The 26,659-nt window shown below is 58.5% G+C and carries 21 protein-coding genes and 1 pseudogene; 17 read left to right on the forward strand and 5 right to left on the reverse strand.

Going from position 1 to position 26,659, the window contains the following annotated elements:
* Positions 1–24: 24 nt before the first annotated feature.
* On the forward strand, positions 25–801 hold the full coding sequence (gene glcC, locus F568_RS0114410; RefSeq protein WP_019019452.1) for a transcriptional regulator GlcC: 777 nt from the start codon (positions 25–27) through the stop codon (positions 799–801).
* A 10-nt stretch (positions 802–811) separates the two neighbouring features.
* Here the strand turns inward: glcC and F568_RS0114415 are convergent, their stop codons facing one another.
* Positions 812–1,504, reverse strand: coding sequence for a GntR family transcriptional regulator (locus F568_RS0114415; RefSeq protein ID WP_019019453.1), 693 nt, complete (start codon positions 1,502–1,504; stop codon positions 812–814).
* A gap of 135 nt (positions 1,505–1,639) precedes the next feature.
* Between F568_RS0114415 and F568_RS0114420 the strand changes: the two genes are divergently transcribed.
* The 9 genes and pseudogenes from F568_RS0114420 (at position 1,640) to ltaE (ending at position 12,972) form a co-directional block, all read left to right on the forward strand.
* Positions 1,640–2,101 (forward strand): GlcG/HbpS family heme-binding protein, encoded by a 462-nt coding sequence (locus tag F568_RS0114420; RefSeq protein ID WP_019019454.1) that lies wholly within the window; start codon positions 1,640–1,642, stop codon positions 2,099–2,101.
* A gap of 394 nt (positions 2,102–2,495) precedes the next feature.
* Complete coding sequence (locus tag F568_RS0114425) at positions 2,496–3,467, forward strand: TRAP transporter substrate-binding protein (RefSeq protein ID WP_019019455.1); 972 nt, start codon at positions 2,496–2,498, stop codon at positions 3,465–3,467.
* 85 nt (positions 3,468–3,552) lie between these two features.
* Positions 3,553–4,152, forward strand: a complete 600-nt coding sequence (locus tag F568_RS0114430) for a TRAP transporter small permease (protein ID WP_019019456.1) — start codon at positions 3,553–3,555, stop codon at positions 4,150–4,152.
* A gap of 30 nt (positions 4,153–4,182) precedes the next feature.
* Positions 4,183–5,466 carry a TRAP transporter large permease gene (locus F568_RS0114435; RefSeq protein ID WP_019019457.1) on the forward strand — a complete coding sequence of 428 codons (1,284 nt, stop codon included), beginning with the start codon at positions 4,183–4,185 and terminating at the stop codon, positions 5,464–5,466.
* A 69-nt stretch (positions 5,467–5,535) separates the two neighbouring features.
* Positions 5,536–6,321: an enoyl-CoA hydratase/isomerase family protein gene (locus F568_RS0114440; protein ID WP_019019458.1), complete on the forward strand. Its 786-nt coding sequence runs from the start codon at positions 5,536–5,538 to the stop codon at positions 6,319–6,321.
* A 32-nt stretch (positions 6,322–6,353) separates the two neighbouring features.
* On the forward strand, positions 6,354–7,541 hold the full coding sequence (locus F568_RS0114445; protein WP_019019459.1) for a CaiB/BaiF CoA transferase family protein: 1,188 nt from the start codon (positions 6,354–6,356) through the stop codon (positions 7,539–7,541).
* Positions 7,542–7,602: 61 nt separating this feature from the next.
* On the forward strand, positions 7,603–8,811 hold the full coding sequence (locus F568_RS0114450) for a pyridoxal-phosphate-dependent aminotransferase family protein (protein ID WP_019019460.1): 1,209 nt from the start codon (positions 7,603–7,605) through the stop codon (positions 8,809–8,811).
* A 36-nt stretch (positions 8,812–8,847) separates the two neighbouring features.
* On the forward strand, positions 8,848–11,853 hold the full coding sequence (locus F568_RS0114455) for an FAD-binding and (Fe-S)-binding domain-containing protein (protein WP_019019461.1): 3,006 nt from the start codon (positions 8,848–8,850) through the stop codon (positions 11,851–11,853).
* Between the two features lie 88 nt (positions 11,854–11,941).
* Positions 11,942–12,972: pseudogene (ltaE, locus tag F568_RS22960) on the forward strand (low-specificity L-threonine aldolase).
* Between the two features lie 102 nt (positions 12,973–13,074).
* Here ltaE and F568_RS0114465 read toward each other — a convergent pair.
* A complete protein-coding gene (locus tag F568_RS0114465; protein ID WP_019019463.1) occupies positions 13,075–14,772 on the reverse strand; it encodes an L-lactate permease in 1,698 nt (565 codons plus the stop codon).
* 353 nt (positions 14,773–15,125) lie between these two features.
* Between F568_RS0114465 and F568_RS0114470 the strand changes: the two genes are divergently transcribed.
* The 4 genes from F568_RS0114470 to F568_RS0114485 all read left to right on the forward strand — a co-directional run bounded on the left by F568_RS0114470 (position 15,126) and on the right by F568_RS0114485 (position 19,250).
* Entirely contained in the window at positions 15,126–15,836 is a 711-nt protein-coding gene (locus tag F568_RS0114470; protein WP_019019464.1) for a glutathione S-transferase N-terminal domain-containing protein, read from the forward strand.
* A 95-nt stretch (positions 15,837–15,931) separates the two neighbouring features.
* Positions 15,932–16,621: a glutathione binding-like protein gene (locus F568_RS0114475; protein ID WP_019019465.1), complete on the forward strand. Its 690-nt coding sequence runs from the start codon at positions 15,932–15,934 to the stop codon at positions 16,619–16,621.
* Positions 16,622–16,761: 140 nt separating this feature from the next.
* The gene (gene betC / locus F568_RS0114480) at positions 16,762–18,276 is read left to right on the forward strand and encodes a choline-sulfatase (RefSeq protein ID WP_019019466.1); all 1,515 of its coding nucleotides are present in this window, start codon (positions 16,762–16,764) and stop codon (positions 18,274–18,276) included.
* Between the two features lie 218 nt (positions 18,277–18,494).
* Complete coding sequence (locus tag F568_RS0114485) at positions 18,495–19,250, forward strand: SDR family NAD(P)-dependent oxidoreductase (protein WP_019019467.1); 756 nt, start codon at positions 18,495–18,497, stop codon at positions 19,248–19,250.
* Positions 19,251–19,331: 81 nt separating this feature from the next.
* Here F568_RS0114485 and F568_RS0114490 read toward each other — a convergent pair whose 3' ends face one another.
* From F568_RS0114490 to F568_RS0114500, 3 genes are all read right to left on the reverse strand, one after another.
* Positions 19,332–21,452 (reverse strand): membrane-bound PQQ-dependent dehydrogenase, glucose/quinate/shikimate family, encoded by a 2,121-nt coding sequence (locus F568_RS0114490; RefSeq protein ID WP_019019468.1) that lies wholly within the window; start codon positions 21,450–21,452, stop codon positions 19,332–19,334.
* 11 nt (positions 21,453–21,463) lie between these two features.
* A complete protein-coding gene (locus tag F568_RS0114495) occupies positions 21,464–21,826 on the reverse strand; it encodes a hypothetical protein (protein WP_019019469.1) in 363 nt (120 codons plus the stop codon).
* Between the two features lie 341 nt (positions 21,827–22,167).
* Positions 22,168–23,106 (reverse strand): LysR family transcriptional regulator, encoded by a 939-nt coding sequence (locus tag F568_RS0114500; RefSeq protein ID WP_019019470.1) that lies wholly within the window; start codon positions 23,104–23,106, stop codon positions 22,168–22,170.
* Between the two features lie 248 nt (positions 23,107–23,354).
* Here F568_RS0114500 and F568_RS0114505 point away from each other — a divergent pair, with 248 nt between their 5' ends.
* From F568_RS0114505 to F568_RS0114515, 3 genes are read left to right on the forward strand one after another with little or no spacing between them, the layout of a single operon-like run.
* A complete protein-coding gene (locus F568_RS0114505) occupies positions 23,355–25,331 on the forward strand; it encodes a ligand-gated channel protein (protein WP_019019471.1) in 1,977 nt (658 codons plus the stop codon).
* A 48-nt stretch (positions 25,332–25,379) separates the two neighbouring features.
* Positions 25,380–25,664 (forward strand): DUF2218 domain-containing protein, encoded by a 285-nt coding sequence (locus F568_RS0114510; RefSeq protein WP_019019472.1) that lies wholly within the window; start codon positions 25,380–25,382, stop codon positions 25,662–25,664.
* Between the two features lie 42 nt (positions 25,665–25,706).
* On the forward strand, positions 25,707–26,627 hold the full coding sequence (locus F568_RS0114515) for an ABC transporter substrate-binding protein (RefSeq protein WP_019019473.1): 921 nt from the start codon (positions 25,707–25,709) through the stop codon (positions 26,625–26,627).
* Positions 26,628–26,659 lie beyond the last annotated feature (32 nt).

The raw sequence follows: 26,659 nt of genomic DNA on the forward strand, positions 1-26,659 counted from the left end.
AACTGGTCTGACCAGAGGAATGCGATGCGCGATGCCCCCGACAGCCGGCCCATGGCACGAACGGCGGATACCGTGGTGGCCCGGCTGGAGCAACTGATCCTCGATGGCGTGCTAAAGCCGGGGCAGTTACTGCCTTCCGAGCGACGCCTTTGCGACAAGCTGGGCGTCTCGCGAGCCTCGCTGCGCGAGGGACTCAGGGCTCTGCGCAGCAAGGGCATCATCGAGACCCACCAAGGGCGGGGCTCGACCGTTGCCAGGCTGTTGCCCGAGCGCGACGACAGCCCTCTGATGCACCTGTTCAGGGACCATCCGCGGACTCTCTATGACCTGCTCGAGGTTCGTGCATTGCTGGAGGGCGAGTCGGCACGGCTCGCGGCGCTGCGCGGGACGCCGGCGGATCGGGTGCTGGTCACGCGACGCTATGAGGAGTTGGTTGCTTATGTCGAAGCGGCCGATCCGATCGATGCCGAGCGGCTGGCCCGGCTGGACCACGCCTTTCACCTGGCGATCTGCGAGGCGTCGCACAACCCAGTACTTGTGCACACCTTGCAAGGGCTGACCGATCTATTGCTCAGCTCGGTCTTTGCCTCACTCAAGAACCTGTATCACCGGCCTGGGCCGCGTACATGGATCAACGAGCAGCATGCCCAACTATTCGAGGCGGTAGTGAGTCAGGATGCCGAGCGTGCCCGACAGGTGGCGCTGCAGCATCTGGATAGCATCGAGCGGGGGCTGCGCGAGATCGAAGCAGAAAACGAGCGCCTGGTGCGCTCGTCCATGCGTCTGGAAGGGTGGGGGTGACGGCGTAAACTCAGGAAGAAACGGCTCGAGAAGGAAGTTCGTCTTCTTCCTCTTCGATCATGCCTTCCAGAGAGGCGACTTCGAGCTTGTTGCACAAGTGTTCGCGAAGAATTCGTCCCAGCATTGGGCCGTCGCGTTTCTGCAGCGCTTCGATCATGGCCTCGTGATCCTCGACGGCACGTTTCCAGTAATCCTCTGTCATCTTTTTCGAGTAGCGTACGCGCTTCACGCGTTGGCTGAGGTTGTTGTACATCTCTTCGAGCACATCATTATCGGCCGCTGCGATAATGTGCTCGTGGATTTGTTGGTTGACTCGGAAATAGGGCTGTAAGTCGCGCTTGCGGTAGTGGTCGAGCATCGTCTCGTGAAGCCGTTGAATAGTTGCAACCTTTTCGTCGCTGATATTCCGACAGGCCAGTTCGCCTGACAGCCCTTCCAAAGCGGCCATTACATCGTAGGTATTGCGCACTTTCTTCACCGTCAGGCGAGTGACCCGTGCGCCTCGATTGGGGAGTAGCTCTACGAGGCCTTCCGAGGCCATTACCTTGAGCGCCTCGCGTAGCGGGGTACGCGATACCCCGAACTGTTCGCAGAGCTTCTTTTCCGAGATGCGCTCTCCCGGTGTTAAAACCCCCTGTTCGATCAGCTCTCGGACGCGGTCGGCGACCTCACGATAAAGGTTCCTGTGCTGGATCTTTTCCATTTATAGATTCTCGCATCGGAGAAATTCAGGTGACGATACGCACAGCGTTTCGCTGCGTCGCCTTGACTTGATTCCTGAAACGGTATTATGAATTCAAAATCAAGACAACAACAATTCATACCCAAGGAGCCGCTCATGGCCGGCAAGGTATTTCGTTCTCACTTCCAGATTTCCCGCCTTCAGGCTCGCCAGATCATCGACACGGCATTCAGTAAAGCTCGTAATGCCGGGATGGAGCCGTTGACTGCTGTCGTGCTCGATATGGGGGGCAATGTCATCGCCGCCGAACGTGAGGACGGTTGCGCGCCGCTGCGCTTTCCCGTGGCCAGAGGGAAAGCCTATGCCGCCCTCGGTAATGGCGTGGCCAGCCGTATTGTGGGCGAACGCAATGAGCAACGTCCTGCTTTCCTAGCTTCAGTGGCTGCAGCCTCGGATGGCCAGTTCGTTCCTGTGCCCGGTGGGCTCGTGATCCTTAACGAAAAGAGTTGCGTGATCGGAGCGGTAGGGATTAGTGGCGCATCTTCGGACGAAGATGAGCAAGCGGCCTTGGCAGGTATCCATGAGGCAGGGTTCCGGGCTGGCCTGGCACCGGATTGATCCCGTTACTCGTGCAGCCACTTCCAGGCGTGATCTGAGCGGCTGATCGTCTCTTTTCACTTCGCTGTACACGATCGGCACTGAGAGTCTGAGCTGTCAGGCGTACCCAGTGCCGTATTTCTCTGCATATAATTAATTGATTTTAAAGAAATATTTTTGCCCACACGAGTCACTTGCGAAGGACTAAAGTATAATTTCGAATTTTGAATTATGTATCCATATTCAAAATGCGGTCGAGTTTCGGCGCGCCATTACACCAGCACAACAAGGAGCGACCGAGCCGGCCAGGAAGAAGCTCCACAGACGGGCTTCGGTAGGCCACTGCCATGGCTGACAAGGTCCGTACTGATGGCGGTCCAGGACCTACAAAAACAACGAAACTTCGGAGATCGACATGAAAGCCATAAAGACAGCTCTACTCGCCACCGCGCTTGCCTTCGGCGTGCAGGCAGCCAGCGCCCAGGAGCGTGAGATCAAGTTTGGACACGTGGGCGGCCCCGGTTCCCTATTCGAGATTTCAGCCAACGAGTTCGCCAAGATCGCCAATGAAAAGCTCGAGGGAAAAGCTGAAGTGGTCGTTTACGGCTCGAGTCAGTTAGGCAGTGACTCCCAGATGCTCAACAAGCTGAAGTTGGGCACTATGGACCTCGCTCTGCCGTCTTCAATCATGAGCAGCGTATCTCCCGAATTCTCGCTCTTCGAGATGCCTTATCTCATCGAGGATCGGGATCACATGCGCCGTGTTCGTGACGACTTCCTGCGTGAGGAACTCTATTCCGCGGCTGAGGCCAAGAACTACAAGATTATCGGCATCTGGGAGAACGGCTTCCGCCAAATTACCAACAACACCCGACCGATCAACGTGCCTTCAGATCTCGAGGGTATCAAGCTAAGAACCCCCAACGGAGTGTGGCGTGTAGAGATGTTTAAGAGCTACGGCGCTAATCCTGCTCCGATGGCCCTGTCGGAGGCCTTCGTTGCCCTCCAGACCGGAGCCATGGATGGCCAGGAAAATCCCTTGGTACAGATCTATTCTCAGCGCTTCCAGGAGGTTCAGGATTACCTGTCTCTCTCCAACCACGTCTATACCCCAGCCTACGTGCTGGCCGGCGCCAGCTGGAATCGCCTGCCCGAAGACGTCCGCCAGGTGCTGGTCGAGACGGCTGAGGAGGTCGAGGGATATGCCTTGGAGCAAGGCGCGAAGCTTGACGATAGTCTGCTTGCCAAGTTCGAGGAAGAGGGGATGCAGATCAACAAGGTTGATACCCAAGCCTTCGTTGATGGTTCTACTGCTATCTATGAGAAGTTCGGCGATGAAGTGGACGGTGGCCAGGAGATGATCACAAAGGTCGACGCGCTTCGCTGATTTTCTCGAGCCGGTGATAACGGGCATGCCACGCACAGCGACGACGTCGCGGCGGGGTGTGTCCCCTTCCTCCTTCTTCCCGGAGATGGCTAACGTGTCCTTAAAACAGTTCAAGGCGGCTTATCAAAAGCTGCTGGAATTCATCGTGTTCCTGAATGTCGTGGCGTTGTCGGGGGTAGTGATTGTCGGTTTCATGTCACGCCTGCTCGGCTCACCCTTTAGCTGGTATGACGAGGTGGCCTCGGTAGGACTCGCCTGGCTAACTTATTATGGGGCTGCCCTGGCCGCGGCCAAAGGCGCCCACATTACCTGCCCTAGCATCATCAATATGGCATCGCCGCGTATTCGTCTTCCAGTGGCACTGCTGGCGGAGGCCATCACTATCGCCTTCTTCGTGCTGCTCGGTTACACGGGTTATCAGGTGGTGGTTATCCTGGAGGGCTCGACTCTGGTGAGCCTGACCAGTGTCTCGCTGCAGCTCACGCAATCTGTCATTCCCATTGGTTCGGCGCTGTTCATCATTGCTCAGTTGCTTCGCTTGCCTGAGGTGATAGAGAGCGCCCGCGGGGCCGGTTTCATTGACCATGAATTGGAAGAGGCAGGTATCAATCCCGACGATGCTGGTGCGGGCAAGGGCATTCGCACGGATGAGCCAACCGATAGCCGGGCTCCCAATCGAGCCTGACGGACATCAGCGAACCAGCGGAGAGTAATAATGATCATATTATCGATGTTCATGGGGCTGATATCTCTGATTCTCATCAATGTGCCGGTTGCCGTGGCGTTGGGGCTCGTGGGGGCCTTGGCCACCGTGGCGAGCTTCGGAATCTTTGCACTGCCTAACATCGGCATGGTGATGTTTGATGGCGCGACCAAGTTTCCCTTGATTGCGATCCCGCTATTCATCCTGGCCGGGGCGATCATGAACGCTTCTAGCATCTCGCGGCGTCTCATAGACCTGGCCATGGCCATGGTCGGGTTCATCAAGGGCGGCCTGTCCATGGTGACAATAGGTGCGTCGATCTTCTTCGCCGAGATTTCAGGCTCGGCAGTGGCCGGTGTGTCTGCCATCGGCAGTATCCTGATACCGGCAATGCGCAAGAAAGGGTACTCCAAGGAGTTCTCGGCTGCGATTTCCTCCTCAGCCGCCAGTTTGGCAATCATCCTGCCGCCGTCGATTCCCATGATTCTCTATGCAGTCATGTCCGGCGAGTCGGTGGTCAAGATGTTCATCGCCGGTATCTTCCCTGGTTTGCTGGGTGCCATGGGGCTGGCTGGCATGTGCTACTACCTGGCCCGCAAGCATGGGTTTCCTTCTGAGGGAAAGTTCCAGGCCAAGCGGCTTTGGGAGGCCTTTAAGGGGGCGATCTGGGCGCTGCTGATCCCGGTCATCATTCTCGGCGGGATTTTTGGCGGTATCGTCACTGCCACCGAAGGGGCGGCCCTTGCTGTGGTGGTGGCCATCTTCATAAGTGCAGTGATCTATCGCGAGTTCAGCCTGAAGATATTCTACAAGTCTTGCGTTGACGCCGGCATTCAGACAGCGGTTGTGATGCTGCTGGTGGCGAGTTCCGCTGTGGTGGGGCTCTATCTGACCGAGACCCAGATTCCTCAGCAGATGGCTAATTCCATCAGCGATCTGACAGATAACAAGTACATCATCCTGGCACTGCTCAACATTATCTTCCTGATCCTGGGGATTTTTCTGCATTCGGCGGCAGCGATTATCCTGGTCGTGCCGATCGTGCTGCCCTTGGTGACGGCAGTGGGCATCGATCCGCTGCACTTCGGTCTGATCGTAACGCTGAACCTGGCTATTGGCCAGCAGACACCTCCGGTGGCAAGTGTATTAATTGCCTCATGTTCGATAGCGAAGTCGGATATCTGGGCCACCACCCGCACCAACCTTTGGTTTATTGGGGTGCTGTTCCTGATCCTGATGATCAATACCTATATCCCGGCCTTCGCCCTATCCCTGGTCAATTTCGTTTATGGCTGAAGAGGCTAATGATACTGCCGAAGCCCGACACGGTAGCGTCCGCCAGGGCAAGATCAATGGAGAATCTCAATGAATAGTGACAACCTTCTTTTCGAAATGCGCGACGGGGTGGCCTGGATCGGTTTCAACCGTCCTGATAGCCGCAATGCCATGACCTGGGAGATGTACGATGCGCTGGAGACGGCCTGCGATCAGCTCGCGGACGAGGACAGTGTGCATGCGGTCGTGCTGCATGGTGTCGGCGGTGAGGCTTTCGTGGCGGGTACAGACATCACACAGTTCGCCACATTTACCGCGCCGGAAGATGCGATTGGTTACGAGCGCCGCATCGACCGAGTGGTGGGTAAGCTGGAGGCTTTGCCCAAGCCCACCATTGCCATGATCGAAGGCTACTGTGTTGGCGGTGGGGCGGCGTTGGCCATGGTCTGCGACTTTCGCTACAGCACTCCATCACTGAAATTCGGCGTACCTATAGCTAGAACGCTGGGCAATTCCTTATCAATCACCAACGTTTCGCGTCTGATCGATATGGTCGGCATCGCTCGCACCAAGGAAGTGCTGATGATGGCTAAGCTGTTCAACGCCGACGAGGCGCAGCAGGCAGGGTTGGTCAATGGCGTCTTCGCGCCTGAAGCTATCGCTGATGAAGTGGCATCGATTGCCGGTGAGTTCGCCAAGCGTGCGCCGCTCACGCTGCAGGCCAGCAAGGCGCTAGTGGGACGCGTGCAGGCACAGCGGCGAGCGGCCGCCGAGGCAAGTGACGATTGGGTTACCACTTGTTATATGAGCGATGACTTCAAAGCTGCGGTTAACAAGTTCATCAATAAGACACCTTTTGCCTGGACTGGAAAGTAACCCGGTTCTGGCTGCCGCCAAGGAGAGGATCGATGTTCGCTTTGAATGGTTTGAAAGTACTTGACGTGTCGCAAATCATGGCAGGCCCGTATTGCACCATGGTTCTGGGTGACCTGGGTGCCGAGGTCATAAAGGTCGAAAAGTCCAACGGGGGCGACGATAGCCGCCAGATGGGCCCCTACATCAATGATGAATCGACTTGCTTCTCGCAAATCAACCGCAACAAGAAAAGCATTTCCTTGAATCTCAAGAACACGCGTGCACGGGCGATCTTCTATCGTCTGGCCGAGGATGCTGATGTCATCGTCGAGAATTATCGTCCAGGGGTGACTCAGTCGCTCGAAATCGATTACGACACGATAAAAGCCATTAACCCAGGCATTATCTATTGTTCGATTTCCGGCTACGGCCAAACCGGCCCCTACCGGCATAAAGGTGGCTTCGATCTGGTGGCTCAGGGCATGACCGGCCTGATGTCGATGACCGGCGAGCCAGGGCGTCGCCCGCTAAAGACCGGCATTGCCGTCTACGATATCGGTGCAGGTATTACAGCCGTCTATTCGATTTTGGCTGCATATATTCACAAGATGCAAAGCGGGGAAGGCCAGCATATCGATATAGCCATCACTGAATGTGGCCTGCCCTGGTACACCTGGGAAGCGGCAGCCTACTTTGCCGAAGGCAAGGTGCCCGAGCCCACTGGCTGGAGGCACCGTGTTTCGGCCCCTTACCAAGCGGTCAAGGCCCGCGACGGCTACCTGATGCTTGGCTGTGCCAATCAGCGGACCTGGGAAAGATTCACTCGTGACGTGCTGGAGAGGGAAGATCTTCTGACCGATGAGCGCTTCTTGACCAATCATGATCGCGGCCAGCGTGTCGAGGAGCTCGAGGCACTGCTCGAGACGATCATGGCCGATCGTAACGTCGACGACTGGCTCGAACGCTGCGACAAAGCTGGGGTGCCGGCGGGTCCGATCAATGACTTTGCCCAGGCAATGCAGGACGAGCATTACTTGGCCAGAGGCATGGTGCAGGAAGTCGAACATCCGAAGATCGGCAAGATGAAGACAATAGGCTTTCCTAGCAAATTCTCGCGAACTCCGTCGCAAATCCGTCAGCCGGCACCGCTGTTCGCCCAGCATACCGATGAAGTGCTAGCCACCCTGGGCATCAAGGGGGAGGAGCTCAAGGCACTGAGGGCTGAGGGCTGTATCAAATAGATTTTTTTCTTTCGCATATTGAATTCATTATCCAAAAATAATAGCAAATCGGAGAATGCTCATGCTGACGCTCGACTTCCATCCATCCGGCCGCCATTTTCTGCAGATTCCAGGCCCTTCCCCGGTGCCGGATCGCATTCTCAGAGCAATGAGTCTGCCGACGATTGATCATCGGGGGCCCGAATTCGGTGCGCTGGGACTGGAACTGCTGACCAAGATCAAGCAGATATTCAAGACTGTGAACCCGGTGATTATCTATCCGGCATCCGGCACGGGGGCCTGGGAAGCTGCGCTTATCAATACTTTGTCACCAGGCGACCAGGTGCTGATGTTCGAGACGGGGCACTTTGCCACCCTGTGGCAGAAGATGGCCCGGCGGTTGGGGATTGAACCCGAGTTTCTGAGCCTGCCCGGCGATCAAGGCTGGCGGCATGGCGTGCAAGCCGACATGATCGAAGCGCGTCTCATGCAAGATCCCAACCACGAGATCAAGGCGGTATGTGTTGTCCACAACGAAACTTCTACCGGGGTAACTAGCGATATCGCTGCAGTACGCCGCGCCATCGACGCTGCCGGTCACCCGGCGCTGTTGATGGTGGATACGATTTCCGGCTTGGCCAGTGCCGATTACCGGCACGATGAGTGGGGCGTCGATGTGACGATTTCAGGCTCGCAGAAGGGCCTGATGCTACCGCCGGGGATCAGTTTCAACGCGTTGTCCGACAAGGCCATCAATGCCAGCAAGTCGGCGCAATTGCCCAAGAGCTTCTGGGCCTGGGATGAAATTCTCGAGGCTAACAAGAACGGCTACTGGCCCTATACGCCGAACACCAATCTGCTGTATGGCCTGAATGAAGCCCTCGATATGCTACTGGAAGAAGGGCTTGAGCATGTGCTGGCGCGTCATCAGCGCTGGGCCGCTGGCGTTCGCGCCGCGGTCAAGGCCTGGGGGCTGGAGATTCAATGTCAGGACCCCGCCGTTTATTCCCCGGTCCTGACCGGCGTCGTCATGCCGGACGACGTCGATGCCGATGCGATTCGCAAGCTGATCTATGAGCGCTTCGATTTATCCTTGGGGATGGGGCTGGGCAAGGCCAAGGGGCGGATGTTCCGCATCGGCCATCTGGGCGACTGCAACGATCTGACGCTGATCGCCACCTTGGGTGGCTGCGAAGCCGGCATGAAGCTCGCCGGTGTCCCGCTCAAGGACAGTGGCGTCCTGGCTGCGCTGGACTATTTTGCCCGCCATCCGCTCGATGCCGACCGTTAACGGCGTAATCGTCGCAAGCCGCATGGGGAAGACACGATGACGTCGTTATCCGCAAAGAATGCTCAGCCTTACAATGCCCGTATCAAGCCGGTATCTGAGGTCGCAGCCCGCCTACAGCGGGAAATAGCCGGCGAAGTGCTATTCGACCAGGCCTCGCGAGGGCGCTATTCCACTGATGCGTCGATCTACCAGATCATGCCTCTTGGCGTGGTTGTGCCGAGACATCAGCAGGATCTGCAAGTGGCCCTGGATATCGCTCGAGATGCGAGTATGCCGGTGCTGCCCAGAGGGGCTGGAACCAGCCAATGCGGTCAAACCGTGGGCGAGGCTCTGGTGCTCGACACCAGCCGCTGGCTGAACAGCGTCGTCGAGTTCGACGCAGAGGGGCGTACCGTGGTGGTCGAGCCCGGCATCGTGCTCGACCATCTCAACGCCTGGCTGAAACCCCATGGGCTGTGGTTTCCGGTCGATGTCTCGACCAGCGCCCAGTGTACCTTGGGTGGCATGGCCGGTAACAATTCGTGCGGCTCGCGCTCGATCAAGTACGGCAACATGGTCCACAACGTGCTAGGCATCGAAGCCCTGCTGGCCGACGGTACCCAGGCGATGTTTGGGCCCATCGACGAGATGGCCGATTCGGGGAGGCTAAGCCATATCATCGAGCGTGTCCGGCACATCGCCGAGCGTGAGGATGCCAATATCCGTGAGCACTTTCCCAAGGTGCTGCGCCGGGTCGCTGGTTACAACCTTGACCTGTTCAACTGCCAGAACCCGCGCCCCTACGATGTGTTGGGCCGGGCCAACCTGGCGCATCTGCTGGTGGGCTCCGAAGGCACCCTGGGACTAACCCAGCGGCTCACTCTCAAGCTAGAACCGCTGCCCGAGCACAAGGTACTCGGGGTGGTGAACTTCCCCACCTTTTACCAAGCGATGGATCTGACGCAGCACATCGTCAAACTACAGCCGTCCGCAGTCGAGCTGGTCGATCGCACAATGATTGAGCTGTCGCTGGAGAATCCCTCGTTCCGGCCGGTGATCGAGAAATCCCTGATCGGCAAACCTGAAGCGATACTGCTGGTGGAGTTTTCGGGCCAGGAGCGCCTGTCACTACTCGAGAGACTGCACCAGTTGAATGAACTGATGGCCGATCTGGGTCTTCCTGACTGCGTGGTCGACATGCCCGAAGCTGACGAGCAGAAAGCGCTTTGGAATGTGCGCAAGGCCGGCCTCAACATCATGATGAGCATGAAGGGCGACGGCAAGCCGGTCTCCTTCATCGAAGATTGTGCGGTGCCGCTGGAGAACCTGGCCGAGTACACCGACAAGCTGACCCAGGTATTCCATAAACACGGAACTGAAGGCACTTGGTACGCACATGCCAGCGTAGGTACGTTGCATGTGCGGCCCATCCTCGACATGCGTCGCGACGGCGCGCAGAAGATGCGTGAAATCGCCGAGGAGGCATCGGCATTGGTACGCGAATACAAGGGCGCATACTCGGGTGAGCACGGCGATGGTATCTGTCGGGGCGAGTGGGTGGCCTGGCAATTCGGGTCGGAGCTCAACGCCGCCTTCAAGGAAATAAAGCAGCTTTTCGACCCAACCAATCTGCTCAACCCCAACAAGATCGTCGACACCCCGCGTATGGACGATGAGCGCTACTTCCGGTTTCCCAAGCATTACCAGACGATACCAGTTACACCTGTGCTCGACTGGGCGCCTTGGAACGTCAAGCGCGACCCGCTGACCGGTGAGCAGAGTGAGCCGGGCAGCGCCGGCGATCCTACGCATGGCTTAGCCATGGCCGTGGAGATGTGTAACAACAATGGCCATTGCCGCAAGTTCGACGCCGGCACCATGTGTCCAAGTTACCGTGTCACACGCAACGAGCAGCACCTCACCCGTGGTCGTGCCAATACCCTGCGTCTAGCGCTATCTGGCCAGGTAGGGCACGAAGGGCTCGCCAGCGACGAGGTTAAGGAGGCACTAGACCTGTGTGTGTCCTGCAAGGGCTGCAAACGCGACTGTCCGACCGGGGTCGACATGGCCAAGTTCAAGATCGAGGCGCGAGCGGCGCGTGCCGAGACTCATCCATTATCGTGGCGCGACCGCATGATCGCCGATATGCCGCGTTACGCGCCCTATGCCAGCCGGATGGCACCGTTATTGGGCAGGTTGGAGCGTCTGCCGGTCCTGTCACGTTGGGTCAAGCAATCATTAGGGTTGGCCGAGGCACGCACGCTACCGGAGTTCACTGGCGATTATCTGCGCGGGGCCGAGCGTCCCCGGGCCGATACGGACGCGGTGGGGGAGGTGGTGCTGTTTGTTGACACCTTCAACAATTATATGGAAGCCGACAATGCGGCCGCCGCCCATCGTGTGCTCACGGCCGCCGGCTATCGCGTCCATCTCAACAATCCGCCTAACCAGCGGCCGCTGTGCTGCGGACGGACCTACCTGGCCTCGGGCCAAGTCGACAAGGCCAAGGCCGAGGCGCGACGTACATTGGATCATCTGATGCCTTACGTACAGCGCGGGGCGGCAGTCGTGGGCCTCGAGCCTTCATGCCTGTTGACCCTTCGTGATGAGTTCCTGCAGTACGGCTACGGCGAGGAAGCCAGGCAGCTAGCGGAGGCGGCGATGCTGTTCGAGGAGTTCCTGGTGCGCGAGAAGGCCGCCGGCCGCTTGGCACTCGACCTCAAGCCGCTCGAGGCATCTCGCGCCTGGCTGCATGGCCATTGTCACCAGAAGGCATTCGACGCGCTGCGTCCTGTGGAGGCCGTATTGGGTTGGATTCCCGACCTGGAGGTCAAGACGATCGAGTCGTCGTGCTGTGGCATGGCCGGCAGCTTCGGTTACGAGCGTGAGCACTTTGATGCATCGATGCAGATGGCCGAGCTGTCGCTACTCCCTGCGGTACGCCAGGCTGAAGAACAGGATCTGGTAGTAGCCGATGGGACCAGTTGTCGGCATCAAATCCGTGACGGTGCCCAGCGTGACGCTCTACACGTCGCGCGCGTGCTTGACCTCGCACTGGCCTGAGTCGCAAATAAAAAGCAGCAGCGCAAGAGGGGCCGCAGAGCGCGTGCCTCCTCTTGCGTTCGAATGGGCATGATGAGATGAACGAACGATGATCGACCTGAGAAGCGATACCGTGACCCGCCCGAGCCAGGCAATGCGTGAAGCGATTGCCTCTGCCGAGGTGGGAGACGATGTCTGGGGGGATGACCCCAGTGCGGCGGCCTTCGAAAGGCTGTCGCCGAGCGTGCCGGGTTTGCCGCCGGCCTGCTCTTCCCATCGGGCACACAAAGCAACTTGACCGCATTGATGGCGCACTGCGAGCGCGGCGATGAGTTCATCGCAGGGCAGCAGTCGCATATCTACAAATACGAAGGCGGCGGCGCAGCGGTGCTGGCCAGTCTGCAGCCACAACCGATCGACAATGCCTCGGACGGGACGTTGCCGCTGGAGAAAGTGGCTGACGCCATTAAGCGTGACGATATCCATTTCGCTCGCACACGCCTGGTCGCACTGGAAAACACATTTCAGGGTAAGGTGTTGCCACAGGACTACATTGAGCAGGTGACAGCGCTGGCGAAGGAACATGGTCTGCTGACCCATCTTGATGGCGCGCGGCTGTTCAATGCAGCAGTCGCCACCGGTCAGTCACTGGAGGTGTTGTGCCGAGGTTTCGATTCGGTCTCGCTGTGCTTTTCCAAGGGGCTAGGTGCCCCAGTGGGCTCGGTGCTGGTCGGCAGCGCTTCTTTCATCGCCCGGGCTCGTCGTTGGCGCAAGACGCTTGGCGGGGGCATGCGTCAGGCAGGGCTGCTGGCAGCGGGGTGCCATTACGCTCTGGAGCATCACGTCGCCGGACTGGCCGACGACCACCATCATGCTCGGCTACTGGCCGATGGCCTTTTGGACTTGCCGGGCGTCGAGGATGTCGAATGCCATACCAACATGGTCTTTGCGTGTTTTCCTGAAGCGCATCGTCAAGCGCTAGCCCAGTATCTACACGAGCGGGAAATCCTGATGGAGCCGCTGCCACATACGCGATTCGTCACCCATCGTGACGTATCCGAAGCGGACATTCGTCGTGTGCTGGCCGATATTCAGCGATATTTTCGTGACGTGGCCAGCACTACGCCGCAGCGAGTATAAAACTGCAGGGCCATGCACCGTAGGTGAGCTGAACATAAGGGGAGAAAAAATACGCTCCGGGGAAACCGGAGCGTATCTTCATGTGACGCAGGTGTTCTTGTCCTAGTTACCCAGCAATTGGTCGCCAAGGCCAAGGACATAGAAGCCGATCAGACCCAGGATGCCCGTGAAGGTCACGTAGTAAAGCGTCGGCAGGATGGTCTTGCGCAGCGTCGTTCCTTCTCGACCGAGCAAGCCGACCGTGGCCGAGGCCGCGACTACGTTGTGAATGGCAATCATGTTGCCTGCAGCGGCCCCGACGGCCTGCAGGGCAACCATCAGTGTGGTTGAGACACCGAGCACTTCAGCCACGTTGAACTGGAAGTCGGCAAGCATCAGGTTGGACACTGTGTTGGAGCCGGCAATGAAGGCCCCCAGTGCACCCACCCACGGGGCAAAGAAGGGGTAGACGTCACCCACGCCATCGGCCACGAACTGCGCCATGGCCACCGGCATGGAGACCAGGTCGGCCTGGTTGACACCGGAGTTGATCAGGATACGCACCATGGGGATGGTAAACAGCAGCACGAAGCCAGCGCCAAAGATGGTCCGGGTTGACTCGGAAAACGCTGCCTGAACTTGGCCACCGCGCATGCGGTGCATGAAGATGGTGATCAGCACGACCAAGAGCAGGATGCCACCGGGCAGGTAGAGCGGTTCGATACTGCCGGAAACCCCAGCTTCGCCGAGGATGTTGCTCCAGCCCAGGCTCAGTGAGGTCAGGGCTTCCTTGACCGGGGTGACGGTGCGGGAGATGACCAGGAACACGGCCAGGAGCACATATGGCAGCCAGCCCATGAAAACCGACATCGGTGCACGCCCGGCCACTTGGTCGAGCTTGATGTCGAGCTTGCCGATCCACTCATCCGGCCAGGAGGTCGACTCGGGGAAGTCCCAGGTCGTCTTGGGCAGCAGGAAGCCACGGCGCGCCGCCGGCACGACGATGGCCAGGCCGATCATGGCGCCGATCATCGACGGGAACTCCGGCCCGAGTAGAACGCCGGCCAGCATGTAGGGCACCACGAAACAGATCCCGGCGAACAAGGCAAACGGGGCGATCTCCAGGCCTTCGCGCCACGAGCGGTTGGCCCCGAAGAAACGCACCATGATGGTGACCATGATCAATGGCATGAACAGTCCCACGATGCCGTGCAGGATAGCGACTTCGGATGTGACTAGCTGGAAGTAGTCCGCCCAGTCGGCACCACCCGCGGCCAAGCGTTCAGTGATATCCGCCTTGCCGAGCCCACCGCTGACTCCGACCACGATCGGTGTGCCCACGGCGCCGAACGAGACTGGCGTGGACTGGATCATCATGCCGACCACAACGGCGGCCAGCGCCGGGAAACCCAGTGCCACCATCAGCGGCGCGGCGACGGCCGCTGGCGTTCCAAAGCCCGAGGCACCCTCGATGAAGCAGCCGAATAGCCAGGCGACGATGATGGCCTGGACGCGCCGGTCCGGGCTGATGCCGGAGAAACCGTTACGAATCGCGGCGATTCCCCCTGAGTGCTTGAGCGTGTTAAGCAGCAGGATTGCGCCGAAGATGATCCATAGGATCGCCACAGTCAGGATCAGGCCTTGAAAGGTGGAAGCAAGGACGCGGGTGAACGTCATGTCCCAGGCAAACAGGCCGATCAGGGCCGTGACCAGATACACAATAGGCATCGCGGTACGTGCCGCGATACGAAAGCCGATCAATAGCACCCCTGCCAAAACGAGCGGCAGGAAAGCGAGTAACGCTAACAACGTTGGGTTCATGAGGCACAATTCCTCTTGTACGTGTCCAGCAGGGCTGGCATGGAGAAACGACCGTTTACTTCATCTGCACGGGAGTAGCAGGTGTGGGCACGATAATAGGGAGATCCGGGTTTGGCTATCCTTGGGAAATTGGTAATACCAATAATACGAAGGGCTAATTGATTATGTAACTTATTGATATATCTGTATTATAGTTTTTGTAATTCGTTCATTTGCGAGGCGAGGAGAGACGAAAGGGTAAAACGATTAGACTAATAGATAAGCGAAAGGTGAGGCTGCCATAGGCAGTGGCGTCGCGCATCGCACAGTGCTAGCGTCATAGGACTTCCGTATCCCGCTTCTAAGGAGACTCCATGACTCGGCAACTCTACGATCTGTGCGGTATCGACGATCGCCTGCGTTTCTCACCCTACTGCTGGCGCGTCAAGTTCGCGCTGGCGCACAAGGGTCTGGATTACGAGGCCTTGCCGTGGCATTTCACCGACAAGGAAGTCATCGCCTTTTCGAAGCAAGGCAAGGTGCCGGTTTTCATCGATGGCGATCAGACCATCACCGACAGTTACGAGATCTTCCGTTACCTCGATCGGGCTTATCCCGATAAGCCCCTGCTCGGCGAGGGTGAAGCCGAAAGCCGAGCGCGTTTCTTCAAATTCTATGCCGAGCGTAGCCTGGCGCCAGGCATGATGCGCACCATTGTCATGGACTTGTTCAATGCCATACATCCCAAGGATCGCGACTACTTTCGCGAAACCCGTGAGAAGGCCATGGGGCGAACATTGGAAGAGATCCATGCGCCGAGCACCGGACTGACCCTGCTCGACAAGGCGCTCGAGCCCTTGCGTGGCCGACTTTCCGAGGCCGACTTTCTGGATGGCGACGCACCGGCAGGGGCCGACTACCTGGTTATTGGCCACTTCATGTGGGCACGTACCGTCTCAACGGCCGATCTGGTATCGAACGCCGACCCGGTTTATGCCTGGATGGAACGCATGCTCGGCTTGCATGGGGGATTGGGGCGTAGTGCGACGCGTATCGTCGATATCGAGGGGGCTTACGGTTCCTGATTCGTACGAGGCCGTCGGGGTGAAAATGCCGACGGGCCTCGAATTCGCTGTTAAGTGGCTAATGACTGGTTGTCAACGGCACAAGGAATCCTGCCATGATCGATCTCTATTACTGGACGACCCCCAACGGTCACAAGATCACGATCTTCCTGGAGGAGGCGGGGCTGGATTACCGCTTATATCCGGTCAATATCGGCCGTGGTGAACAGTTCACGGCCGACTTCCTAGCTATCGCACCCAATAACCGGATTCCCGCCATTGTCGATCGTAAGCCGGCCGATGGCGGCCAACCGCTGTCGCTGTTCGAATCAGGGGCCATACTCGAATATCTTGCAGACAAGAGCGGCAAGTTCCTCCCGCGAAGTGGCCGCGAGCGCTACGTGGTGCTGCAATGGCTTTATTGGCAGATGGGCGGGCTGGGGCCAATGGCCGGCCAGAACCATCACTTCCGCAACTATGCGCCCAAGAAGATTGAGTATGCTGTCGAGCGATACATCAAGGAGACGGCACGTCTCTATGGCGTGCTCGACCGCCAGCTCGAAGATAACGATTATGTGGCCGGCAGCGATTACTCTATCGCTGATATGGCGATTTGGCCGTGGATCAAGCCCTACGCCAACCAAGGCCAGGACATCGAGGATTTTCCCAATGTCCAGCGCTGGTTCGAGGCCATCGGTGAGCGCGACGCGGTCAAGCGTGCCTATGGCCGGGCCGAAGAGATCAACCCGCAGGGTGGTGTTGAAATGAACGAGGAGGCGCGCAGGCACCTGTTCGGGCAAAAGTGACAATGGAGGATGTGCCACTTCGTTATCCAGGCCCAGCCTAGCTGGGCCTTTGAGCGCAAATAGATCGTTTGTGCCGGCCTTTGACTCGGGAGCAAGCTGAGGCTTCCGCAGTCAACCATGACAACGATACGGAGGCGGCGATGAAGAAACCCAATATCCTGGTGCTGATGGCCGACCAGGTAAACGGCACGCTGTTCGACGACGGTCCGGCAGACTTTCTGCACATGCCGCACCTCAAGGCATTGGCCCAGCGCTCGGTGTGCTTTCGCAATGCCTATACGCCGAGCTATCTGTGCGCGCCCGGGCGTGCCGCGTTCATGTCGGGGCAATTACCCTCGCGTACTGGCGTCTACGACAACGCCGCCGAGTTCGCTTCAAGCATTCCGACCTGGGCGCATCACCTGCGCCGCGCCGGCTACCAGACCTGTCTCTCGGGCAAGATGCACTACGTCGGCCCGGACCAGTTGCACGGCTTCGAGTCGCGTCTGACCACTGACGTCTATCCGCCTGACTTCGGCTGGACGCCGGACTACCGTCAACCCGGTGTGCGTATCGACTGGTGGTATCACAATCTGGGCTCGGTGACCGGTGCTGGCGTGGCCGAGATCACCAACCAGATGGAATATGACGACGAGGTCGCCTTCCACGCCGAGCAGAAGCTCTATGACCTTGCTCGCGGCCAAGACGATCGCCCTTGGGCGCTGTGCGTGAGTTTCACTCATCCGCACGATCCCTACGTGGCGCGGCGCAAGTTCTGGGATCTTTACAACGACTGCGAACATCTCGAGACGAAGGTGGGCGAGATCCCCTACGATAAGCAGGACCCGCACTCTCAGCGCCTCTTCGACGCCAACGACTATACCAAGTTCGACATCAAGCCCGAAAACATCCGACGCGCGCGCCAGGGCTATTTCGCCAACCTTTCCTACATCGACGACAAAGTGGGTGGCATCCTCGACGTGCTCGAGCGCACCCGCATGCTCGACGATACCATCATCCTGTTCGTCTCCGATCATGGCGATATGCTCGGCGAGCGCGGGCTGTGGTTCAAGATGAGCCCATACGAAGGTTCATCAAGGGTACCGCTGATGGTCAGCGCGCCAGGCATCGATCCGCGGCGAGTCGACGATCCGGTGTCCTCGCTGGACATCAATGCCACCCTGGCTGATTTGGTCGGCATTGATCTCAGCGCGATCGAGCCATGGACCGACGGTGAGTCGTTGTTGCCGCTCATGCACGGGGCCAGCCGCGAGACGCCGGTATATCTGGAATACGCCGCCGAGGGCAGTTATGCGCCGTTGGTGACCATCCGCCAAGGGCGCTACAAGTTCAATCACTGTGAGCTCGATCCGCCCCAGTTGTTCGATCTTGAAGAAGACCCTGATGAGCTGAACAATCTGGCCGAGGACCCGAGACATGCCGAGTTGCTCGCCGAGTTTCAGCATCAGTGTCGCGAGCGCTGGGACATGGAGCGTTTCGATGCCGATGTGCGCGAGAGCCAGGCGCGCAGGCTGATCGTTTACGAAGCGCTGCGCAACGGTGCTTACTACCCGTGGGATCACCAGCCGTTGAAAGTGGCTTCGGAGCGCTACATGCGCAACCACATGGATCTCAACATACTCGAAGAGGCCCAACGCTTCCCTCGCGGAGAGTGAGTGACGAGAGTATTGTCCTGAACACGAAACCCCGTCGATATCGAGGCGGGCGCCACCGATATAAACCTGGCTATATCGCGGTACTTTCTGATTGCCGGCATAGTCGCGGTTTCAGCGGTTCAGGGTTCGCCATGCTATTGGCGCTCGGCCTGTCGGCTTGATACCTGTCAAGCAATACCATGGCGAGGTCAACAATGAACAAGCAAGGGAGAAGAGACATGAGCGATGTTGTATTGATCACGGGAGCTACGTCGGGCTTCGGACGTGCTGCGGCGCGGCGTTTCGCCAAGGCGGGCTGGTCGCTGATCCTTGCCGGTCGCCGTGAAGCGCGCCTGCAGGAACTGAAGGAAGAGCTGTCGCAGGTACCCGTGCATACCGTAGCTCTGGACGTGCGCGATGCCGAGGCGGTAAAGCAAGCCATTGCCGAACTACCCGATGAGTTTCGCCCGATCAAGAGCCTGATCAACAACGCCGGTCTCGCCCTGGCGCCCAAGCCGTCTCAGGATGTCGATCTCGCCGATTGGCATACCATGATCGATACCAACATTACCGGCTTGGTCAATGTCACCCATGCGGTGCTACCGTCGCTGATCAAAGTCGGCAAGGGCGCGAGTATCGTCAACCTGGGCTCCGTCGCAGGTCAGTGGCCGTATCCGGGCGGGCACGTCTATGGAGCGACCAAGGCCTTTGTGCAGCAGTTCACTTATAACCTGCGGTGCGATTTGCTGGGCACCGGTGTGCGCGTCACTGATATCGCTCCCGGCATGGCCGAGACCGAGTTCACCCTGGTGCGCACTGGGGGTGATCAGGCAGCCTCCGACAAGCTTTATAGCGGTACCACCCCGCTGGAGCCGGAGGACATCGCCGAGCTGATCTATTACACCGCGAGCCTGCCGGCGCATATCAACATCAACCGGCTGGAGGTAATGCCCACTCGTCAGGCCTGGTCGCCGTTTGCCATCGATCGGGACTAAGCCGTTAAACCAACGTAACGACAAACGACACCACCCTGGCGTTGCCGGGTGGTGTCCGCAACACTGCTACTGTTGCCTGAGCTAGCCTTCGCCTTCCGGCAATGCGTAGGCGATAACGTAATCACCGATTGGCGTTTCCATGAAGTGATGACCGCCGGCACTGATGAGCACATATTGACGGCCATCCACTTCGTAGGTGATCGGGTTGGCCTGCCCACCGGCCGGCAGAACATCTTTCCAGAGCACTTCACCGGTTCCGATATTAATGGCGCGAATCAGGTCATCGGTTGCCGCAGCGATGAAGATCAAACCGCCAGCGGTGAGTACCGGGCCGCCATTGTTGGGCGTACCGATCTTGAACGGCAGATGCGACGGGATCCCGAAGGGACCATTCTTGCGTGCCGTGCCCAGTGGTTCGTCCCACAGCGTTTCGCCCGAGGCGAGATCGATAGCGCGAATACCGCCGTAGGGCGGTGCAGTACAGGGCATGCCAGTGATCGGTGCCCGCCAGCCGGCGTTGACATCGATTGCGTAGGGCGCGCCGATCTGCGGGTCGCCGGCACCTTCGGCAGGGGGCTGCTCTTCCTCATTCTCTCCGCCGGCGTAGATCGGCCGTAAGTTGCGCTCTTCGGCTTCTTCCCGGGGCAACAGGCGGTTGTGGTTGGGAATGTCGTTGTAGTTGGCGATGAGAATGCCGCGTTCGGCATCCACTGCTGCGCTGCCCCAGTCATTGCCGCCGTTGTAACCGGGATACTGGATGAAGCGCCGATCCGCAGTCGGAGGTGTATATTTGCCTTTGTACGAGGCACGGCGAAACTGGATGCGACACCACAACTGATCGATGGGCGTCATGCCCCACATATCCTTCTCTGTTAAATCCGGAAAGGCCAGTGAGTGGTAACCGGAGCTTGGCTGTGTAGGTGACAGATTCTCGGGTTCGACGCCGCCACCGGGCGCCTCGACCTCTTCTACAGGAAACAGCGACTCCCCCGTTTCGCGGTTGAGCACGTAAATATCGCCTTGCTTGGTGGGCAGGATGAGTGCCGGTACCGTACTGCCGTTGTCCAGCGGAAAGTCGACCAGCGTGGGTTGCGAGCCAAGATCGTAATCCCAGACATCGTAGTGCACGGTCTGGAAATGCCATACCGGCTCGCCGGTATTGACGTCGAGGGCGACCAGCGACGTGGAAAATTCGTTTTCCTCCTCACTGCGGTTTCCACCCCAATAGTCGACCGCGGAGTTGCCCATCGGCAGGTAAACGTAGCCCAACTCTTCGTCGGATGCGGCAGTCGTCCACATGTTGGGCGTGCCTCGAGTGTAGGTTTCGCCTTCGGGGGGTAGCCCGTTCAGCTCGGGTTTGCCCATGTCCCAGGCCCAGACCAGCTCGCCGGTGACAGCATCGAAGCCGCGGATAACGCCAGAAGGCGCATCTTCCGCCTGGCCGTCCTTGACCTGGGCACCGGTAACTAGCACGTCCTGAACGATGACTGGTGGTGCAGTCACTGAGTACCAGCCGGGCACCTTCTCACCGATACCCTGCCACAGATCGACCATGCCGCTGTCACCGAAATCGGGGCACAACTCGCCAGTCTCGGCATCGACGGCGATCAGCCGTGCATCCAGCGTGCCTTCGATGACACGTGTGGCGCAAAGCTGATCACCCGGGGCGCCCGGCACCTCGTAATAGGCCACGCCGCGACAGGTAGCGCCATAGGGAATCGCTTCTTTGGCTACCTGCGGGTCGTAACGCCACTGCTCTTCGCCGGTGCGGGCATCGAGCGAGATCATGATATTCATGGCTGAGCAGAGGTACAGGCTGTCGCCGATCTTCAGCGGCGTATTTTCCGGAGAATACTTGCTTTCTTGATCACTGCCTTCGGGCAAATCCCCGGTGCGATAGGTCCAGGCGACCTCCAATTGGTCGACGTTGTCGCGGGTGATCTGGTCCAGTGGCGAATGGCGCGACGCGCTGCTCCCCCGCCCCCAGGCGGCCCAATCCCCCGGTGCTGGTGCATCGCTGGGTTGCGGGGTGGCTGGATAGGTAGGTGCCTGAACTTCCTCGCTGTCACCGGTCTCCACGCTGTTTTCGCTCGCGGAAGGCGAGCCCGGGACGCTTTCCTTGTCAGCGGTACCTTGGGCGATGGTATGGGTGCTCAGTGAGAGGCTGGCGAGCAATGCCAGCGTACGGAGTAACGGTGTCATGACTTGGCTCCTCATGTTGTGGCCTGGCGACGCTTCAGGGTGGGCAGGAGCAACAGCACGATGACACCGAGGACGATGTAGCCGAAGACACGCGGCAGCAATTCCCATGGCGACAGGCCGACTTCCCATACGGCCCAGATCACGGTGCCTGCAAACACGGCTAGATAGAGCCAGACGCCGGTAAGCGAGTCCTTGGCCATCAGCACGCCCGAGAGGATCAAGCCTAAGCCAGCGATGAGGTAGTACCATGAGCCTCCCAACGCCACTAGCCAGAGTCCGCCGGCGGCAAGGACTAATCCTAGAAACGCGAGTATCAACGCGAAGATTAGCAGGGCCCACCCAGTCGCACCGCGGGGCTGAGTTGCGGAAATCATACCGAGTCCCTCCGTCAGGCTGATTGTAATGAGGTGAAACTTTTCGTGAGGGGGGAGCCCAAGCGGAAGACACCTCCACTTCAGGAAAGTTGAACTAGACCTTCATGTAAAGAACCTATTGGATGGATTAAACAATCAGAATCGAGACATATATAGAAGTGCGTAAAGTTTAATAAAAGTGTGAGTTATGCCTGAATTCAGCATATGAAAAGAAAGTGCTGCGGCATCCGGGGCGGTGTTTGTTGGGAGCCATTAGCCACGCTATGCAATGGCGGTTGAGCCGAAGCATTGCACAAGGTCCGTCTCATCCAAGATAACGGTGAGTTGTCGGTCGTGTTGTATCAGGCGCGCAAAAGTGTCGTTAGGGGACACGCTGGCGAGGCATTGCGCCAGGCAGCAGGCACGGCGCGACGTAGATGATCGATCAGGCTGACCATCTTGCGGGGCAGGCGGCCGAAGGGATAAAGCAGGACGATGGGATGAGCGGGAGGGTGCCAGGCTTCCAGGCAGCGAACCATGGTGCCTGGATGCGCACGCAGGCGACGCTCGACTAGCCAGTCGGGGAGAATACCTAGTCCTTGACCACGCGCAATCGCGTCGGACTGGAAGACGTCCTGGTCGACACGCAGGCGTGACAGTGGCGGCATGAATTCATAAATGCCTTCAGTGGCATGATGCAACTGGAGACCCTGCTGAGTGTCACCGAGCAGGTCGACCCAGGCGTGTTGGCTCAGTTCCCGCGGGTGGCTTGGCGTACCGTGCCGTGCCAGGTAATCGGGATGTGCATAAATGCCGCGGGGAAGGTGGCCCAGCGTTTCCTGGCGCAAGCCGCATTCTTCCACCTCACCCAGCCAAAGACAGAGCGAGGTGTCGTCGGGGCCGGTGGGCGGACGCAACCGGGTGCGCAATTCCAGACGGACCTCGGGGTAACTGTCCAGAAACTCCTCCAGGCGCCGTGAAAACCAGCCTCGCGCAAAGACACTGTGCACATGCGCGGTCATCTCACCGCTGACTTCACCGCTCAGATCATCCAGTACCCGACGGCTCTGTTCGGCCAGGCTGAGAATCTGCTGGCAGTAGGAAAGAAACAGGGTACCTGCCTCGGTAGGTAGCAAGCGGTTGGATTGTCGACGTAGCAAAGGTTGGCCGACCTGAGCCTCGAGCTGGCTGATCCGTCGGCTGACGGTAGATTTGGAAACCTCGAGCTGGCGGGCGCTCGCGGTGAGATTGCCATTCTGCATGACCGTGGCGAAGGCGGTCAGGTCCTCAAGGTCGTACATAGGCGTCTGCGTTAGTTGCACTTACTGTATTGTCGGCGTGACCGCTCTCATCCTGCCCAATCCGGCTTGCTAATGCAAATAATTGTCGTTCTCTGTGCTGCCCGGTCCTGTTGAAGGCGTTGCAGCTTTCGAAACGTAACGTAGCAAGAATTCCGACAGGATGTCGTGCAACAATCTAAATAATAAAAATTCGCATTTACTCGTGACGAGCTGATGCCTATATCAAGCGAGTGAGCAAAGGGTTAACGATGTCCAACCATTATCAGAAGAAACTTCTCGTGCTGGCCGTAGCCGGGTCTTTCGGCGCATCGGTTCAGGCACAGAATGAAGTGGATCTCGACGATGTCGTAGTAACGGCTGCCGGCTATGAGCAGCAGGTCAAGAATGCCCCCGCCTCGATCAGCGTCCTTGAACGCGAAGAACTGGAAGACCGCTATTTCAATGACGTGACCGACGCGCTACGTAGCATTCCTGGCGTCATTGTTACCGGTGGCGGTGCGGGCGACAACGGCGCGGATATTAGTATTCGAGGCATGCCGGCGCAGTACACCCTGATTCTGGTCGACGGCAAACCACGCTCCACACGTGAGACCCGCCCCAATGGCAGTGCCGGCTTCGAACAGGACTGGCTACCGCCGCTACAGGCCATCGAGCGCATTGAAGTCATCCGTGGCCCCATGTCTACGCTGTACGGTTCTGACGCCATGGGAGGCGTCATCAATATCATTACCCGTAAAGTTGCCGATGAATGGCATGGCAGCCTGCAGGCCAGCACGGTCATCCAGGACAGCAACGACTCCGGGGACAGTCAGCAGACCAATGTCTACCTGAGCGGCCCGCTCAAGAAGGACCTGCTGGGTCTGGAAGTGTATGGCCAAGTGCAGCATCGCGATGAGGATGACATCCTCAATGGTTATGAAGAAAAAAGCCTGCGGAGCATGACGGCACGACTATCACTGACCCCGACGCTAAACCACGAATTCACGCTAGAAGGCGGGACGGTAGAGCAGACGCGTGAGTCCAACATGGGACGCTCTGCCGCAAGCGAAGGCTGCCGCGGCGGCTGTTCGGACTCGTATGACGAATTCACCCATGAGCACGTGGCGGTGACCCATACAGGGCGCTGGGATATCGGCACTAGCGATACCTACGTTCAGCGCGAAACGAGCGAGAACGAATCGCGGGAAATTTCCATCACCAATACCAAGGTCAAGACCAGTCTAGTCATGCCGCTAGATGCGCACATCGTCACGGTCGGCGCAGATTACGAAGAAGAAGAGCTCGAAGACTATACCTCGAATCAAGTTTCCGACCGTACCGAGGTCGAGGCCTCGCAATGGGCCCTGTTCGCCGAGGACGAATGGTTATTGACCGATACGTTTTCCTTGACCGGCGGCATACGATTAGACGATTCGGAAAACTACGATAGTCACATCAGTCCGAGACTTTACGGGGTTTGGAACTTCACGCCGCAGTGGACCCTGAAAGGCGGCGTTTCCACCGGTTACTATGCCCCTGGCCTGCGCGAGACCACAGCCGAATGGGGCGCTGCCAGTCGTGGTGGTACGACCTATGGCAACCCTGACCTGGAACCGGAAACCTCTGTCAATAAGGAACTCGGCCTACTGTACAATGCGCGTAATGGGCTAAGTGCCGGCATCACGGTGTTCCATAACGACTTCAAGGATAAAATCACTCGGGTGCGATGCGGGTCGGCAACAAGCTGCCCTGCGGTAACCGAGTACGATACCGACGACGATGGTAGTTTGCTGACCAATACACGCATCAACGTCGACGAGGCGGTGACTCAGGGCGTCGAAGTCTCACTCTCTGCTCCGCTCACCCCGACACTGGAGCTATCGACCAGCTACACCTACACCGACTCCGAGCAGAAGAGCGGTGAATACGAAGGCGAGCCTTTGACTCAGTTGCCCAAGCATCAGGCGACAGCCGGCCTCGACTGGCAGGCGACACAACGCCTAAGTCCATGGGCACGCGTTACCTACCGTGGCGAGGAAAGCCAGCCGACCACCGGGCCATCGTCAAGTGCGTTGGTCGCACCGTCGTACACCTTTGTCGATACCGGCATCGGTTACCAATTGACTGACCAGGCCAAGGTGAATGTCGGCGTCTACAACCTCTTCGACGAAACCATTACCTACGACGAGTACGGCTACGTCGAGGACGGACGCCGTTACTGGGTAGGCCTCAACGTCAATTTCTGAACCTGGCGGCGACGTAGTCGCCGCTTTCTTCAACAACGGAGAATTGCCATGCCTACCACCAGGGCAACGGTAAAGACCGAAAGTCCTTCGCTCAATCTCAAGAAGTTGTGCCGCCATTTCAGCCACAAGACAGAAACAGAGTTCGATGACGAGCGCGGTGAGATCCGTTTTCCCTTCGGCACTGCATTGCTTCATGCCCAGCTAGGGGAGTTGGTTTTGCAGGGGCGTAGTGATAGCGGAGAAGCGCTGGAGCGGCTCGAAGGCGTTATCGCCAGTCACTTGGTGCGCTTCGCCAGCAAGGAGTCTCTGACTGTCGAGTGGCAGCGTGACTGATCCGGTGACGTGATGTTTCGTTCCAACAACAGGAGTCTTGATATGTTGTCTTATCGTTCCGCGGGTCGCCCCTGGCTGGGCATGTTGATTGGGCTGGGCCTGTGCGCATTGACAGTGGGTCACGCCAGCGCTCGTACGCTGAGTACCGCCTACGGTGATGTAGAAGTCGTCGATCTGCCTGAACGTGTCGTCACGCTGTATGAAGGCGCGTTGGATACTGCCCTTGCTGCTGGCGTGACACCGCTGGCGGCAGTATCGACACGAGGCGGTGACGGGGTGGCAAGTTACCTTCAGGCGCGGGTTGAGGATATCGCTATCGTGGGAACTTCCCGCGAGATCAACATTGAATCCGTGGTGGCGCAGCGCCCTGATGTGATCCTGGCTGCGCCGCGCCTGCCTGAAGAACAGTACCGGTTGCTGTCGCGTATCGCACCGACGCTGGTGCCCGCAAGTGAACCTTACCAGCCAGATACCTGGAAGGAAGAGGCGCGATTCTTCGGCCAGGCTCTGGGACGCGAAACCCGGATCGATGAGGTCATCTCCCGCGTCGAGCAGCGTGCCGCCGTGCTGAGCGAGCAGCACTCGCAAGAGAGCGCCAGCCTGGTGCGCTGGATGCCACAAGGTGCACTGGTCATGTCGGAGGCGATCTTTTCCAATGTGCTGTTGGCCGCGAGCGGCTTTGATGTCAACGACGGTGATGTCGTCAAGCAGGGCCGCCCACACAGCGATCCGTTGAGCCTGGAGAACCTGGCGCGTATCGATAGCGACTGGTTGTTCCTGGCAACGCTCAACGAGGAAGGTGAGCAAGCGCTGGCCTCTGCCAAGTCGTCTCCCGCCTTTGCCCGTCTTGATGTGGTGAAACGCGATCAGGTGGTGCCGGTCGATGGCCAGCTGTGGACGAGCGCGACGGGCCCGCTGGCCGCCGAGGCGATCCTGGATGATATCGAAGAGGCGCTGCGATAGACTCGCTCACGCCGAAAACGCGAGGAATGAGT

It is taken from the genome of Modicisalibacter luteus DSM 23508 (genome assembly GCF_000378505.1).
In the GTDB taxonomy this organism is placed as follows: domain Bacteria; phylum Pseudomonadota; class Gammaproteobacteria; order Pseudomonadales; family Halomonadaceae; genus Modicisalibacter; species Modicisalibacter luteus.

Excerpts from the sequence above, each read along its gene's own strand:
- F568_RS0114425 (WP_019019455.1), top strand. The coding sequence starts at position 2,496 with ATGAAAGCCATAAAGACAGCTCTACTCGCCACCGCGCTTGCCTTCGGC.
- F568_RS0114505 (WP_019019471.1), top strand. The coding sequence starts at position 23,355 with ATGTCCAACCATTATCAGAAGAAACTTCTCGTGCTGGCCGTAGCCGGG.
- F568_RS0114490 (WP_019019468.1), bottom strand. The coding sequence starts at position 21,452 with ATGACACCGTTACTCCGTACGCTGGCATTGCTCGCCAGCCTCTCACTG.
- F568_RS0114515 (WP_019019473.1), top strand. The coding sequence starts at position 25,707 with ATGTTGTCTTATCGTTCCGCGGGTCGCCCCTGGCTGGGCATGTTGATT.
- F568_RS0114455 (WP_019019461.1), top strand. The coding sequence starts at position 8,848 with ATGACGTCGTTATCCGCAAAGAATGCTCAGCCTTACAATGCCCGTATC.
- F568_RS0114495 (WP_019019469.1), bottom strand. The coding sequence starts at position 21,826 with ATGATTTCCGCAACTCAGCCCCGCGGTGCGACTGGGTGGGCCCTGCTA.
- F568_RS0114500 (WP_019019470.1), bottom strand. The coding sequence starts at position 23,106 with ATGTACGACCTTGAGGACCTGACCGCCTTCGCCACGGTCATGCAGAAT.
- F568_RS0114440 (WP_019019458.1), top strand. The coding sequence starts at position 5,536 with ATGAATAGTGACAACCTTCTTTTCGAAATGCGCGACGGGGTGGCCTGG.
- F568_RS0114485 (WP_019019467.1), top strand. The coding sequence starts at position 18,495 with ATGAGCGATGTTGTATTGATCACGGGAGCTACGTCGGGCTTCGGACGT.
- F568_RS0114450 (WP_019019460.1), top strand. The coding sequence starts at position 7,603 with ATGCTGACGCTCGACTTCCATCCATCCGGCCGCCATTTTCTGCAGATT.
- F568_RS0114465 (WP_019019463.1), bottom strand. The coding sequence starts at position 14,772 with ATGAACCCAACGTTGTTAGCGTTACTCGCTTTCCTGCCGCTCGTTTTG.
- F568_RS0114470 (WP_019019464.1), top strand. The coding sequence starts at position 15,126 with ATGACTCGGCAACTCTACGATCTGTGCGGTATCGACGATCGCCTGCGT.
- F568_RS0114420 (WP_019019454.1), top strand. The coding sequence starts at position 1,640 with ATGGCCGGCAAGGTATTTCGTTCTCACTTCCAGATTTCCCGCCTTCAG.
- F568_RS0114430 (WP_019019456.1), top strand. The coding sequence starts at position 3,553 with ATGGCTAACGTGTCCTTAAAACAGTTCAAGGCGGCTTATCAAAAGCTG.
- F568_RS0114475 (WP_019019465.1), top strand. The coding sequence starts at position 15,932 with ATGATCGATCTCTATTACTGGACGACCCCCAACGGTCACAAGATCACG.
- betC (WP_019019466.1), top strand. The coding sequence starts at position 16,762 with ATGAAGAAACCCAATATCCTGGTGCTGATGGCCGACCAGGTAAACGGC.
- F568_RS0114435 (WP_019019457.1), top strand. The coding sequence starts at position 4,183 with ATGATCATATTATCGATGTTCATGGGGCTGATATCTCTGATTCTCATC.
- F568_RS0114510 (WP_019019472.1), top strand. The coding sequence starts at position 25,380 with ATGCCTACCACCAGGGCAACGGTAAAGACCGAAAGTCCTTCGCTCAAT.
- F568_RS0114415 (WP_019019453.1), bottom strand. The coding sequence starts at position 1,504 with ATGGAAAAGATCCAGCACAGGAACCTTTATCGTGAGGTCGCCGACCGC.
- glcC (WP_019019452.1), top strand. The coding sequence starts at position 25 with ATGCGCGATGCCCCCGACAGCCGGCCCATGGCACGAACGGCGGATACC.
- F568_RS0114445 (WP_019019459.1), top strand. The coding sequence starts at position 6,354 with ATGTTCGCTTTGAATGGTTTGAAAGTACTTGACGTGTCGCAAATCATG.